Raw genomic sequence first — 12464 nt, forward strand, 5'->3', positions numbered from 1 at the left:
ATTCCCTATAGGAATCGAATGGATGAAAAATATCCATTTGAGTCATCGAAGGAAAGCCGGCAGTCTGGCCGCAGATACGCCGCGAGACGCGCCGATGGCCGGCAAGACCCTGTACGACAAGCTGTGGGAGATGCACGAGGTCAGCCGCCGCGACGACGGTTCCTCGCTGCTCTACATCGACCGCCACATCCTGCATGAGGTGACCTCGCCGCAGGCGTTCGAGGGCCTGCGCCTTGCCGGGCGCACGCCGTGGCGTGTGGGAGCCAACATCGCCACGCCCGACCACAACGTGCCGACCACCCGGGCCGAGCGGGCTGGCGGCATCGACGCCATCGCCGACGCCATCTCGCGCACCCAGGTGCGCACGCTGGACGAGAACTGCGCGGATTTCGGCATCCTGCAGTTCCCGATGAACGATGCGCGCCAAGGCATCGTCCACGTGGTCGGCCCCGAGCAGGGCGCGACGCTGCCGGGGATGACCGTGGTCTGCGGCGATTCGCACACCTCCACCCACGGCGCGTTCGGCGCGCTGGCGCACGGCATCGGCACCTCGGAAGTCGAGCACGTGCTGGCCACCCAGTGCCTGGTCGCGCAGAAGATGAAGAACATGCGCGTGCGCGTGGAGGGCGAGCTGCCGCCGGGCGTGACCGCCAAGGACGTGGTGCTGGCCATCATCGGCCGCATCGGTACCGCCGGCGGAACCGGCCATGCGCTGGAGTTCGCCGGCAGCGCGATCCGCGCGCTGTCGATGGAGGGCCGGATGACGGTCTGCAACATGGCGATCGAAGCCGGCGCGCGCGTGGGCATGGTGGCCGTCGATGACAAGACCATCGACTACGTGCAAGGCCGCCCGTTCGCGCCGAAGGGCGAGCAGTGGAAGGCGGCGGTGGCGCTGTGGCGCACGCTGGTCTCGGATGACGACGCGGGTTTCGACGCCGACATCGAACTGCAAGCCGCCGACATCAAGCCGCAGGTGAGCTGGGGCACCTCGCCGGAAATGGTGCTGGCGGTGGATCGCAACGTGCCCGACCCGGCGAACGAATCCGATCCGGTCAGGAAGGATTCGATCGAGCGCGCGCTGAAGTACATGGGCCTGCGCGCCAACCAGCCGATCACCGACATCCGGCTGGATCGGGTCTTCATCGGCTCCTGCACCAATGCGCGGATCGAGGACCTGCGCGCTGCGGCGGCGGTGGCCAAGGGGCGCAAGGTCGCGGCGACGGTGAAGCAGGCGCTGGTGGTGCCGGGCTCGGGGCTGGTGAAGGCGCAGGCCGAACGCGAGGGGCTGGATCGCATCTTCCTCGACGCCGGCTTCGAATGGCGCGAGCCCGGCTGCTCGATGTGCCTGGCGATGAATCCGGATCGGCTGGAACCCGGCGAACACTGCGCCTCCACCTCCAACCGCAATTTCGAGGGCCGGCAGGGCGCGGGCGGCCGCACCCACCTGGTCAGCCCCGCGATGGCCGCCGCCGCTGCGATTGCCGGCCATTTCATCGACGTGCGGGAGTTGCAATGACGCCTTTCACCACGCATACGGGGCTGGCCGCGCCGCTGGACCGCGCCAACGTCGACACCGACCAGATCATCCCCAAGCAGTTCCTGAAGTCGATCAAGCGCAGCGGCTTCGGGCCCAACCTGTTCGACGAGTGGCGCTACCTCGACGTCGGCCAGCCGGGCCAGGATTGCGGCGCGCGACCGCGAAACCCCGACTTCGTGCTCAACCAGCCGCGCTACGCCGGCGCCAGCGTGCTGCTGGCGCGCGCCAACTTCGGCTGCGGCTCCTCGCGCGAGCATGCGCCGTGGGCGCTGGCGGAATACGGCTTCCGCGCAATCATCGCGCCGAGTTTCGCCGACATCTTCTTCAACAACAGCTTCAAGAACGGGCTGCTGCCGATCGTGCTGAGGGGCGACGAGGTGGATGCGCTGTTCGCCCAGTGCGAGGCGAGCGAAGGCTACGCGTTGACCATCGACCTCGCCGCGCAGACCGTGACCCGGCCCGACGGCGTGCAGTGCCGCTTCGACGTGGACGCCTTCCGCAAGCATTGTCTGCTGCACGGGCTGGACGACATCGGCCTGACCCTGCAGCATGCCGATGCGATCCGTGCATTCGAAGCCCGCCACCGCGTCGCGCAGCCATGGGTATTCGCGACGCCGTAGCCGCGCAGCGGGGCGATGCCCCGTTCTACCGCGGTGTGTTCGATGACGTGTAGAGCCGGGCATGCCCGGCTCGCGTCGCGCGCTATCAGTCGCGCAGTTCCATGACGTGGCAGGGCAGCTCCAATTGCTCCAGCACCGCATCGGTGACGGCGCTGGTGCCGACGGCGCGCGTGCGGTCGCCGGTCAGATCCGCGGTGAACACGCCGGCGTCCAGCGCGCGCGACACCGCCAGCTCCACGCACTGCGCCTCGCCGTCCAGGCCCAGCGCATGGCGCAGCAGCATCGCCGCGCTGACGATCGCCGCATAGGGATTGGCGACGCCCTTGCCGGCGATGTCCGGCGCGCTGCCGTGGATCGGCTCGAAGATTCCGCCCCGGCCTTCGCCCAGCGAGGCGCTGGGCAGCAGGCCCAGCGAGCCGGCCAGCATCGAGGCTTCGTCGGTGAGGATGTCGCCGAACATGTTCTCGGTGACGATCACGTCGTATTCGCGTGGACGCGCCAGCAGGTGCATCGCCATCGAATCGACCAGCTGGTGCTCCAGCTGCACGTCCGGGAATTCCTCGCGCACGATGCGTGTCGTCACGTCGCGCCACAGTCGCGAGGTTTCCAGCACGTTGGCCTTGTCCACCGAGGTCAGCTTGCCGCTGCGCGTGCGCGCAAGCGTGGCGGCGTGGCGCACCACGCGCTCGATCTCGACAACCGTGTAGCGGCACAGGTCGCTGGCGTCATTGTCGCTGCGGGTCTTGTCGCCGAAGTAGATGCCGCCGGTCAGTTCGCGCACCACGACCAGGTCCACGCCTTGCAGCAGGTGCGGCTTGATCGGCGAAGCGCCCAGCGTGGCCGCGTGCGGCTTCACCGGGCGCAGGTTGGCATACAGGCCCAGCGCCTTGCGGATCGCCAGCAGGCCCTGTTCGGGGCGCACCTTGGCGTTCGGGTCCGACCATTTCGGGCCACCAACCGCGCCGAGCAGGATCGCGTCGGCAGCACGCGCCGCCGCCAGCGTGTCGTCGGGCAGCGCGCTGCCGGTGGCGTCGATGGCGGCGCCGCCGATCAGCTGTTCGCGGAAACGGAAGTCGTGGCCGTAGCGTGTGGCCACGGCGCGCAGCACTTCGGTCGCGGCGGCGGTGACTTCGGGGCCGATGCCGTCACCCGGCAAGACGACGATGTTGGCGTGCATGTGGAAGAGTCCGAAAAATGGAAAGGAAAAGGTCAGGCGTTGGCGGCGAGGCGCGGCGACGCGCTGGCGCGCAGCAGGCGATTGGCGATGTCGAGCCAGGCGATGGCGCTGGCTTCCAGCACGTCGCGGCTGGTGCCCTGGCCGCTGAGGATGTCGCCGTCGATGCGTGCGCTGAGGTTGGCTTCGCCGCGCGCATCGCGGCCCACGCCCATGCTGTGCACTTCGTAGCTTTCCAGTTCGAAGTCCATGCCGATGGCCTGCGCCAGCGCGGCGAACAGCGCGGCGATCGGGCCGTCGCCCTGCGCGTCCTGGCAGACGCGGCGGCCGTCGGGGTCGGACAGTTCCACGCGGGCGCGGGTGTGCTGTCCTTCGTCGGTCAGGTGCATCGCGGCGACGCGCCAGCCGGGGCCGAAGCGTTCGCCTTCGACCAGCCGCAACAGGTCGGCGTCGCCGATCACATGCTGGGTATGGGTCAGCGCTTTGGCGTCGGCGATCACGCGATCCAGCTGTGCATCGTCCAGCACGTGGCCCAGCGCGCGCAGGCGGTCGGCCACCGCCGCGCGCCCGCTGTGCCGGCCCAGCACCAACTGCGAATCGGGCCAGCCCACGTCCTGCGGATGCATGATTTCGTAGGTGCCGCGGTTCTTCAGCATGCCGTGCTGGTGGATGCCGGATTCGTGCGCGAAGGCATTGAGACCGACGATGGCCTTGTTGCGCTGTACCTGGATGCCGGTGATCCGCGACAGCAGGCGCGAGGTGTCCAGCAGCTTGGGCGTGGCGATGCGGGTGTCCACGCCGTACCAGCCGCCGCGTACCTTCATCGCCATGACGAGTTCTTCCAGCGCGGCGTTGCCGGCGCGCTCGCCGATGCCGTTGATGGTGCATTCCACCTGGCGCGCGCCGCCTTCGATGGCGGCCAGCGAGTTGGCCACGGCCAGCCCCAGGTCGTTGTGGCAGTGCGCGCTGAACACCACGCCGTCGGCGCCCTTCACGTTGGCGCGCAGGAAGCGGAACAGGTCGCGGATTTCCTCCGGCGTGGCGTAGCCCACGGTGTCCGGCACGTTGACGGTGCGCGCGCCGGCCTTGATCGCGGCCTCGAACACTTCGACCAGGAACTCGCGCTCGGTGCGGAACGCATCCTCGGCGGAAAACTCCACGTCATCGACGTGCTTGCGGGCCAACTCGACGCCCATGATCGCGCGCTCGATCACCTGCTCGCGGCTCATGCCCAGCTTGTGTTCGCGGTGCAGCGGGCTGGTGGAGATGAAGACGTGGATGCGCGGCGCGGCGGCGGTCTCCAATGCGCGCGCGCAGGCTTCGATGTCGCCGGCGTGGCAGCGCGCCAGCCCGGCGATGGCCGCGCCGCGCACTTCGCGGGCGATGGTCTGCACGGCGCCGAAATCGGCCGGCGAGCTGTTGGGGAAGCCGGCCTCGATCACGTCCACACCCAGGTCGGCCAGCGCGTGGGCGAAGGCGATCTTCTGCGCGGCGCTCATGGTGAAGCCGGGCGACTGTTCGCCGTCGCGCAGGGTGGTGTCGAAGATGCGTACGTGATCGGGGGAAGAAGCGTTCATGCGGGAAGGGTCTCGATGGGGTCGATGCGCGCGCTGCGCGGCGCTGGAGTGACGTGGAAAGCGGAAGGAGAAAGGCCGGCAGGAGGCGGGGGCGTCTTCGCTGCCGGCAATGGAAGTCGTTCCTGCCGTCGCTGCCGCGGCTTGCGCGGCGGGCGCGGGCGCACGTCCTGCAGTAGCGTCGCCAGCACGCCGGCGTCGAGGTTGCCGCCGGACACCACCGCGCACTTGCGCTTGCCGGCCACGCGCTTGCCGGCGGCCAGCGCCAGCGCGCCAGCGCCTTCGGCGATCAGGTGTTCTTCCAGTGCCAGTCGCACCAACGTCTCGCGCAGCTCGGCCTCGCGCACGATCACCACGTCGTCCAGCAGCGCCTGCAGCACCCGCCGGGTGAGCAGGCCCGGCACCTTCACGCGCACGCCGTCGGCCAGCGTCGCGGTCGGTTCGATGATGGCGTCGTCGCCCTTCAGTGCGCGTGCCATCGCGTCCACGCCCTCGACCTGCGCGCCGATGATCTTCACGCCCTGCGCCTTCAGCGCCAGCGCCACGCCGGAGGCCAGGCCGCCGCCACCGATCGGCACCAGCACCACGTCGGGTTCCAGCGCGGCGGCGATTTCCAGCCCCACCGTGCCCTGCCCCGCGATCACGTCGGGATCGTCGAACGCGGACAGCAGGCGGTAGCCGTTCTGCGCGGCCAGATCATTGGCGAACGCCTTGGCCTCGTCGTAGGTCTCGCCGTGCAGGCGCACGGTCGCGCCCCAGTGGGCGACGCCGGCGATCTTGGTTTCCGGCGCGGTCTTCGGCATCACCGTGATCGCCTGCATGCCCAGCCGGTACGCGGCCCAGGCCAGCCCCTGCGCGTGGTTGCCGGCGGAGGCTGCGATGGTGGGGCGCAGGTCGCCGCGTTCGCGCGCCGCCAGCAGCGCATTCATCGCGCCTCGCACCTTGTACGAGCCGGTGCGCTGCAGGTTCTCGAGCTTCAGCCAGCAGCCGGAGCGTTCGGCATAGTGCAGCGGGGTGGGATTGAGGTAGCGGCGCAGCCGCGCCTGCGCCGCCAGCACGTCGCTGGCGGTCACGGATACTGCGCTGGCTACGTCGGAGCTCATGCTTCCCGTACGTCCACGGCCAGGCAGTCATACAGCTTGGCCAGCTGCTGCTGCAGGCCTTCCGGTTCGCGCGTGCCTTCCACGGTCATGCGCAGGTGCCAGCGGTCGCCGTCGTCGTGGGCTTCGCCATCGACGCTGAGTGGCTGGAAGCCGCGTCGTTCCGCGGTGCCGAGCACGCGCGCCAGCGCGCCTTCGGCGCGGCGCAGGGTGAGGTCAAGCCGGTAGCGCATGGGGCGTCTCCGTGGGCGTGCGGGCAGGGGCGGCCGCTTCGTCGAGGGCGGGGTCGAGCATCTGCGCGTTGTTGCGGTTGGGCGGCACCAGCGGCCAGACGTTGGCGGCGGTGTCGATGGCGACGTGCAGCAGGGCCGGGCCGGGCGCGTCCAGCAGCACCTGCAGCGCGGCATCGACGCCTTCGGCCTTGTCCACGTGCAGCGCGGTGATCCCGAACGCGGCGGCGACGGCGGCGAAGTCCGGGTTGTCCGACAGGTCGACCTCGGAATAGCGCCGATCGAAGAACAGCTCCTGCCACTGCCGGACCATGCCCAGCGCCTGGTTGTCCAGCAGCACGATCTTCACCGGCGAGCGGTAGCGCTTCAGCGTTGCCAGCTCCTGGATGTTCATCATGATCGAGCCGTCGCCGCTGACGCAGATCACGCGCGCACCCGGATGGGCTTCCTGCGCCCCCAGCGCCGCCGGCAGGCCGAAGCCCATCGCGCCGAGGCCGCCGGAGGTCAGGTGCTTGCGCGGATGGTCCAGGCGCCAGTGCTGCGCCACCCACATCTGGTGCTGGCCGACGTCGCAGGCCACGGTGGCGTCCGGCGCCAGCTCCGACAGCCGCTTCAGCAGCGCCGGCGCATACACGCCGCTGCCCGGCGCGTCGTAGCGCGCGGCGAATTGCTGCGCGCGCTGCCTGCACTGCGCGCGCCAGGCCTTGCGCGCGGCGCCGTGGCGGCCGTGCAGATGGGCGGCGCAGGCGAGGGTCAGCCGCGTCAGCGTGGTGCAGATGTCGCCGCGCACGCCGGCGTCGGCGTGGCGCAGCTTGCCGATCTCGCAGGCGTCGATGTCCATGTGGACCACGCGGGCCTGCGGCGCGAACTCGGCCAGCTTGCCGGTGGCGCGGTCGTCGAAGCGCGCGCCCACCACGATCAACAGGTCGGCTTCCTGCACCGCGAGGTTGGCGGCGCGGCTCCCATGCATGCCCAGCATGCCGAGGTTGAGCGGGTGCTGCGTGGGCAGTGCGCCCAGCCCCTTCAGGGTCAGTACGGTGGGGATCTGGGTGGCGTCGACGAAGGTGCGGAACGCGGCCACCGCATCGCCCAGCGCGATCCCGCCGCCGCCGTACAGCACCGGCCGCTGCGCCTGCGCGATCAGCGCCAGCGCGGCGTGCAGCGAGGCGTCCGTCGGCGCTTCCGGTGCATCGGTGCCCGACGAGACGTGCGCCGGCAGATGCGCGGCGTCGGCGACCTGCACGTCCTTGGGCAGGTCGATCAGCACCGGGCCGGGCCGGCCGCTGCGGGCCAGCCGGAACGCCTCGCCGACCATCATCGGCAGGTCCTCGACGCGCCGCGCGATGAAGCTGTGCTTCACCATCGGCATCGTCATCCCGAACACGTCCAGCTCCTGGAACGCATCGGTGCCCATCAGCGTGGTCGGCACCTGGCCGGTGATGACCACCATCGGCACCGAATCCAGCATTGCATCGGCGATGCCGGTCACCAGGTTGGAGGCACCGGGGCCGGAGGTTGCCACGCATACGCCCACGCGCCCGCTGGCCCGCGCATACCCGTTCGCCGCGAACGCCGCGCCCTGCTCGTGGCGGGGCAGTACGTGCCGCAGCTGCGGGGTGTCGTGCAGGGCGTCGTAGAAGGGCATGATCGCGCCGCCCGGATAGCCGAACAGCGTGTCCACGCCTTCGGCCACCAACGCCTGCGCCAGCCAGCGGGCGCCGTTCATCACGCGGCCTCGCTCTGCGCTTGCGCCGCCGCCGGCTGCGCCGCCAGCCACTTCATGTTGGCGCGCAGCTTCCTGCCGGTGGCCTCGATGGGATGTTCCAGGTCGGTCTGTTTCATCGCCTTGTAGTTGGCGTTGCCGGCGGCGTATTCGGCGATCCACTGGCGGGCGAAGGTGCCGTCCTGGATTTCCGCCAGCACCTTCTTCATCTGCGCGCGGGTGTTGGCATCGACCACGTAGTCGCCGCGGGTCAGGGCGCCGTACTGCGCGGTCTCGCTGATGAACTCGTGCATGCGGGTGATGCCGCCTTCGTAGAACAGGTCGACGATCAGCTTCAGCTCGTGCAGGCATTCGTAGTAGGCGACTTCCGGCTGGTAGCCGGCTTCCACCAGGGTTTCCCAGCCGGCCTGCACCAGCTTGGTGGCGCCGCCGCACAGCACCGCCTGCTCGCCGAACAGGTCGGTCTCGGTCTCTTCCTTGAAGGTGGTCCTGATCGCGTTCTGGCGCGCGCCGCCGATGCCGGCGCAGTAGGTCAGCGCGAGCTGCTCGGCGTTGCCGGACTTGTCCTGGTGCACGGCATAGACCGACGGCACGCCGCGGCCGATCTCGTACTCGCGGCGCACCAGCGCGCCCGGACCCTTCGGCGCGACGAGGACGACGTCGAGATCCTCGCGCGGCGTGATCTGGCCGTAGTGGACGTTGAAGCCGTGCGCGAACAGCAGGCAGGCGCCCGCGTCCATGTTCGGCTCGATGACTTCGCCATAGAGCTGCGGCTGGACCATGTCGGGGGTGAGCACGGCGACGATCTGCGCGCCCTTCACCGCTTCGGCCGGCGTCTTCACGGTGAAGCCATCGGCCTTGGCCTTGAGTTCGGTGGGGCCGCCGGGACGCAGGCCGATGGTGACGTCGAAGCCGGAGTCGCGCAGGTTGAGCGCGTGCGCGCGGCCCTGGCTGCCGTAGCCGACGATGGCGATGCGGGGGGTGCTGCTGGTCATTGCGGGAGTTCCTGAGAGGGAGGGTTGTTGGCTTTCGGGAAGGCCAGAAACGAAAAACCCCGCACCTTGCGGTGCGGGGTTTTGCGATTCGGGCGTTGGTTTGTTGCTTGCTTACACGCCGGATCGTCCCGCACCTGTGGGCGAGGTAATAAGTACGAGGACGAGGATGGACGCCGCCTGGGAGGCGGTCCGATGGGTCGGCAGTGGCGTGTGGCGCTGCAACATGTTTTTCAGGAAAGCACGCCCTCGATGGGGCTGTCAACAGTTTCATTCATGCCGATTTCGCATGAGAGAAAGTTGCAGCCGAAACCGCGCAAACGCAGCAGAATCAGGGCATGCAGCGCTTCCCCCACGGCGCGCGACCTTTCCCACGATGCCCGACTACCGCTCCAAGACCTCCACCCACGGCCGCAACATGGCCGGCGCCCGCGCGCTGTGGCGCGCGACCGGCATGGTCGATGCCGACTTCCACAAGCCGATCGTCGCGGTCGCCAATTCCTTCACCCAGTTCGTGCCCGGCCACGTGCACCTGAAGGACCTTGGTCAACTGGTCGCGCGCGAAATCGAGCTCGCGGGCGGCGTCGCCAAGGAGTTCGACACCATCGCCGTGGACGACGGCATCGCGATGGGCCACGACGGCATGCTGTATTCGCTGCCCTCGCGCGAAGTGATCGCCGATTCGGTCGAATACATGGCCAACGCGCACTGCGCCGACGCGCTGGTGTGCATCTCCAACTGCGACAAGATCACGCCCGGCATGCTGATGGCCGCGCTGCGGCTGAACATCCCCACGGTATTCGTGTCCGGCGGGCCGATGGAGGCGGGCAAGACGAAGCTGGCCGAACACAAGCTCGACCTGGTCGATGCAATGGTGATGGCCGCCGATGCAACGGTGAGTGACGAACAGCTGGCGGCGGTGGAGCGCAGCGCCTGCCCGACCTGCGGTTCGTGCAGCGGCATGTTCACCGCCAATTCGATGAACTGCCTGACCGAGGCGCTGGGGCTGTCGCTGCCCGGCAACGGCACCGTGCTGGCGACGCACGCGGACCGCGAAGCGCTGTTCAAGCGCGCCGGCCGCCTGATCGTCGAGCTGTGCCACCGCTGGTACGGCGCGGAGGATGCGCGCGCGCTGCCGCGCGGCATCGCCACGTTCGAGGCGTTCGAGAACGCGATGGCGCTGGACATCGCGATGGGCGGTTCCACCAACACCATCCTGCACCTGCTCGCCGCGGCGCAGGAAGCGGAAGTCGCCTTCGGCCTGCGCGACATCGACCGGTTGTCGCGCCGCATCCCGCAGCTGTGCAAGGTGGCGCCGAATTCGCCGAAGTACCACGTGGAGGACGTGCACCGCGCCGGCGGGATCATGGCGATCCTGGGCGAACTGGCGCGCGGCGGGCTGCTGCACGTGGACACCGCGACCGTGCATGCGCAGACACTGGGCGAGGCGATCGCGAAGTGGGACATCGCCACGGTTGATGACGACGCGGTGCGCATGTTCTACAAGGCCGGTCCCGCCGGCATTCCCACCCAGACCGCCTTCAGCCAGTCCACCCGCTGGCCCACGCTGGATCTGGATCGCGTCGAGGGCTGCATCCGCAGCGTCGAGCACGCCTATTCGCAGGAGGGTGGACTCGCCGTGCTGTACGGCAACCTCGCGGTCGATGGCTGCGTGGTGAAGACCGCCGGCGTGGACGAGTCCATCCACGTGTTCGAGGGCCGCGCGCGCGTCTACGAAAGCCAGGACGCGGCGGTGGCCGGCATCCTCGGCGACGAGGTGAAATCCGGCGACGTGGTGGTGATCCGCTACGAGGGGCCGAAGGGCGGGCCGGGCATGCAGGAGATGCTGTACCCGACCAGCTACCTGAAATCTAAGGGCTTGGGCAAGGCCTGCGCGCTGCTCACCGACGGGCGTTTCTCCGGCGGCACCTCGGGGTTGAGCATCGGCCACGTGTCGCCGGAAGCGGCGGCCGGCGGCGCGATTGGCCTGATCCGCGACGGCGACCGCATCCGCATCGACATTCCCGCGCGCGCAATCGCGCTGCTGGTCTCCGACGAAGAGCTGGCCAGGCGTCGCGCCGCCCAGGACGCGCAGGGCTGGAAGCCCGCGCAGCCGCGCGCCCGCAAGGTCAGCGTGGCGCTGAAGGCCTACGCGCTGCTGGCGACCAGCGCCGACAAGGGCGCGGTGCGCAACCGGGAGCTGCTGGACGGGGCGTGACGCCCCGGCTCAGAACACCTGCGGCGGCTGCCCGCCGACGATCACCACGTCGGCCGGGCGGCGCGCGAACAGGCCCACCGCGACCACGCCGGGGATCTGGTTGAGCTCGCGCTCCATCGCCACCGGATCGACGATGGCCAGGTTGTGCACGTCGAGGATGACGTTGCCGTTGTCGGTGGTGACGCCATCGCGCCAGACCGGCTGGCCGCCGGTGATCCGCACGATCTCGCGCGCCACCAGGCTGCGCGCCATCGGGATCACCTCCACCGGCAGCGGGAACCTGCCGAGCACGTCCACGCGCTTGCTGGGGTCGACGATGCAGACGAACTTCGCGCTGGCCTCGGCGATGATCTTCTCGCGCGTCAGCGCCGCGCCGCCGCCCTTGATCAGGCGCTTGTGCGGATCGCACTCGTCGGCGCCATCGACGTACAGCGACAGCGGCCCGGCGGCGTTGAGGTCGATCACCTCGATGCCGTGCGACTTCAGCCGCGCGGTGCTCTGTTCGGAGCTGGACACCGCGCCCTGGATGCGGTCCTTCCAAGCCGCCAGCGCATCGATGAAATAGGCGACGGTGGAGCCGGTGCCGACGCCGACGATCATGCCGTCCTCGACGTATTCGATGGCTTTTTCGGCGGCGAGTTTCTTTGCGTCGGACATGGCGGTTCCTGCGATGGGATGGGAGTGCGGTCTGTAGGAGCGCACTGAAAGGGCGCGAACGCTTTTTCCGGGGCAGCAGCATCGCGCCCCTGCGGTGCGCTCCTGCACAAGTGAAGCAGCGAGCCCTTTCAGTGCGCCCCTGCGGAGAGCGGGCGAGGTTATTCGAGGGAGAGCAGCAGCTTCCATTGCGCGGCGGTCACCGGGAACACCGACAGCCGGCTGCCCTTGGCGGTCAACGCGAAGCCTTCGCCCAGCGCATCGGCGTGCTGCTTGATTTCCTCCAGCGGGATCAGCCGCTTGAGCTTGCGCTCGAAGGCGACGTCGACCAGGAACCAGCGCGGCGTTTCCGGGGTGGCCTTGGGGTCGTGGTAGTGCGACTTGGGGTCGAACTGGGTGGGATCCGGATACGCGGCGCTGGCGACCGTGGCCAGGCCGGCGATGCCCGGCACCTTGCAGTTGCTGTGGTAGATCATCACGCCGTCGCCGAGGCGCATGCCGTCGCGCATGAAGTTGCGCGCCTGGTAGTTGCGCACGCCGTTCCACGGCTCGGTGCCGACCCGCGCGAGGTCGTCGATGGAGAACGCGTCGGGCTCCGACTTCATCATCCAGTAGCGCTTGCGCGTGCTCATGCGGCGGCTC

11 protein-coding genes are annotated in these 12464 nt (G+C 69.3%); 3 read left to right on the forward strand and 8 right to left on the reverse strand.

Annotated features, from left to right (window positions below):
* Positions 1 to 94 precede the first annotated feature (94 nt).
* Both leuC and leuD read left to right on the forward strand, forming a co-directional pair.
* Positions 95 to 1516 carry a 3-isopropylmalate dehydratase large subunit gene (gene leuC, locus SPK54_RS03390; protein ID WP_330946523.1) on the forward strand — a complete coding sequence of 474 codons (1422 nt, stop codon included), beginning with the start codon at positions 95 to 97 and terminating at the stop codon, positions 1514 to 1516.
* A complete protein-coding gene (gene leuD / locus SPK54_RS03395) occupies positions 1513 to 2157 on the forward strand; it encodes a 3-isopropylmalate dehydratase small subunit (protein WP_330946524.1) in 645 nt (214 codons plus the stop codon). Before leuC ends, leuD begins: the two co-directional genes overlap by 4 nt.
* Positions 2158 to 2242: 85 nt before the next feature.
* On the opposite strand, the gene leuB is transcribed toward leuD, so the two are convergent.
* Genes leuB through ilvC form a run of 6 tightly spaced genes read right to left on the reverse strand, consistent with a single transcriptional unit; the run spans position 2243 to position 8953 of the window.
* Positions 2243 to 3334 carry a 3-isopropylmalate dehydrogenase gene (gene leuB, locus SPK54_RS03400; protein WP_330946525.1) on the reverse strand — a complete coding sequence of 364 codons (1092 nt, stop codon included), beginning with the start codon at positions 3332 to 3334 and terminating at the stop codon, positions 2243 to 2245.
* Between the two features lie 32 nt (positions 3335 to 3366).
* Complete coding sequence (locus tag SPK54_RS03405) at positions 3367 to 4908, reverse strand: 2-isopropylmalate synthase (RefSeq protein ID WP_330946526.1); 1542 nt, start codon at positions 4906 to 4908, stop codon at positions 3367 to 3369.
* The gene (locus SPK54_RS03410) at positions 4905 to 6008 is read right to left on the reverse strand and encodes a threonine dehydratase (protein ID WP_330946527.1); all 1104 of its coding nucleotides are present in this window, start codon (positions 6006 to 6008) and stop codon (positions 4905 to 4907) included. Before SPK54_RS03410 ends, SPK54_RS03405 begins: the two co-directional genes overlap by 4 nt.
* Positions 6005 to 6238 (reverse strand): ACT domain-containing protein, encoded by a 234-nt coding sequence (locus tag SPK54_RS03415; RefSeq protein ID WP_330946528.1) that lies wholly within the window; start codon positions 6236 to 6238, stop codon positions 6005 to 6007. The genes SPK54_RS03410 and SPK54_RS03415 overlap by 4 nt, the downstream gene beginning before the upstream one ends.
* Positions 6222 to 7961 carry an acetolactate synthase 2 catalytic subunit gene (gene ilvG, locus SPK54_RS03420; RefSeq protein ID WP_330946529.1) on the reverse strand — a complete coding sequence of 580 codons (1740 nt, stop codon included), beginning with the start codon at positions 7959 to 7961 and terminating at the stop codon, positions 6222 to 6224. Before ilvG ends, SPK54_RS03415 begins: the two co-directional genes overlap by 17 nt.
* Positions 7961 to 8953: a ketol-acid reductoisomerase gene (gene ilvC, locus SPK54_RS03425; RefSeq protein WP_330946530.1), complete on the reverse strand. Its 993-nt coding sequence runs from the start codon at positions 8951 to 8953 to the stop codon at positions 7961 to 7963. Before ilvC ends, ilvG begins: the two co-directional genes overlap by 1 nt.
* A gap of 373 nt (positions 8954 to 9326) precedes the next feature.
* Here ilvC and ilvD point away from each other — a divergent pair, with 373 nt between their 5' ends.
* Positions 9327 to 11168, forward strand: a complete 1842-nt coding sequence (gene ilvD, locus SPK54_RS03430; protein WP_330946531.1) for a dihydroxy-acid dehydratase — start codon at positions 9327 to 9329, stop codon at positions 11166 to 11168.
* A 9-nt stretch (positions 11169 to 11177) separates the two neighbouring features.
* Here the strand turns inward: ilvD and rpiA are convergent, their stop codons facing one another.
* Both rpiA and SPK54_RS03440 read right to left on the reverse strand, forming a co-directional pair.
* Positions 11178 to 11825: a ribose-5-phosphate isomerase RpiA gene (gene rpiA / locus SPK54_RS03435; protein WP_330946532.1), complete on the reverse strand. Its 648-nt coding sequence runs from the start codon at positions 11823 to 11825 to the stop codon at positions 11178 to 11180.
* A 158-nt stretch (positions 11826 to 11983) separates the two neighbouring features.
* The gene (locus SPK54_RS03440; protein ID WP_330946533.1) at positions 11984 to 12454 is read right to left on the reverse strand and encodes an EVE domain-containing protein; all 471 of its coding nucleotides are present in this window, start codon (positions 12452 to 12454) and stop codon (positions 11984 to 11986) included.
* Between the last annotated feature and the right edge of the window lie 10 nt (positions 12455 to 12464).

This window comes from Thermomonas sp. LB-4 (assembly GCF_036409385.1).
In the GTDB taxonomy this organism is placed as follows: domain Bacteria; phylum Pseudomonadota; class Gammaproteobacteria; order Xanthomonadales; family Xanthomonadaceae; genus Thermomonas.

Excerpts from the sequence above, each read along its gene's own strand:
- SPK54_RS03405 (WP_330946526.1), bottom strand. The coding sequence starts at position 4,908 with ATGAACGCTTCTTCCCCCGATCACGTACGCATCTTCGACACCACCCTG.
- leuC (WP_330946523.1), top strand. The coding sequence starts at position 95 with ATGGCCGGCAAGACCCTGTACGACAAGCTGTGGGAGATGCACGAGGTC.
- SPK54_RS03440 (WP_330946533.1), bottom strand. The coding sequence starts at position 12,454 with ATGAGCACGCGCAAGCGCTACTGGATGATGAAGTCGGAGCCCGACGCG.
- rpiA (WP_330946532.1), bottom strand. The coding sequence starts at position 11,825 with ATGTCCGACGCAAAGAAACTCGCCGCCGAAAAAGCCATCGAATACGTC.
- SPK54_RS03415 (WP_330946528.1), bottom strand. The coding sequence starts at position 6,238 with ATGCGCTACCGGCTTGACCTCACCCTGCGCCGCGCCGAAGGCGCGCTG.
- ilvD (WP_330946531.1), top strand. The coding sequence starts at position 9,327 with ATGCCCGACTACCGCTCCAAGACCTCCACCCACGGCCGCAACATGGCC.
- SPK54_RS03410 (WP_330946527.1), bottom strand. The coding sequence starts at position 6,008 with ATGAGCTCCGACGTAGCCAGCGCAGTATCCGTGACCGCCAGCGACGTG.
- leuD (WP_330946524.1), top strand. The coding sequence starts at position 1,513 with ATGACGCCTTTCACCACGCATACGGGGCTGGCCGCGCCGCTGGACCGC.
- ilvG (WP_330946529.1), bottom strand. The coding sequence starts at position 7,961 with ATGAACGGCGCCCGCTGGCTGGCGCAGGCGTTGGTGGCCGAAGGCGTG.
- ilvC (WP_330946530.1), bottom strand. The coding sequence starts at position 8,953 with ATGACCAGCAGCACCCCCCGCATCGCCATCGTCGGCTACGGCAGCCAG.
- leuB (WP_330946525.1), bottom strand. The coding sequence starts at position 3,334 with ATGCACGCCAACATCGTCGTCTTGCCGGGTGACGGCATCGGCCCCGAA.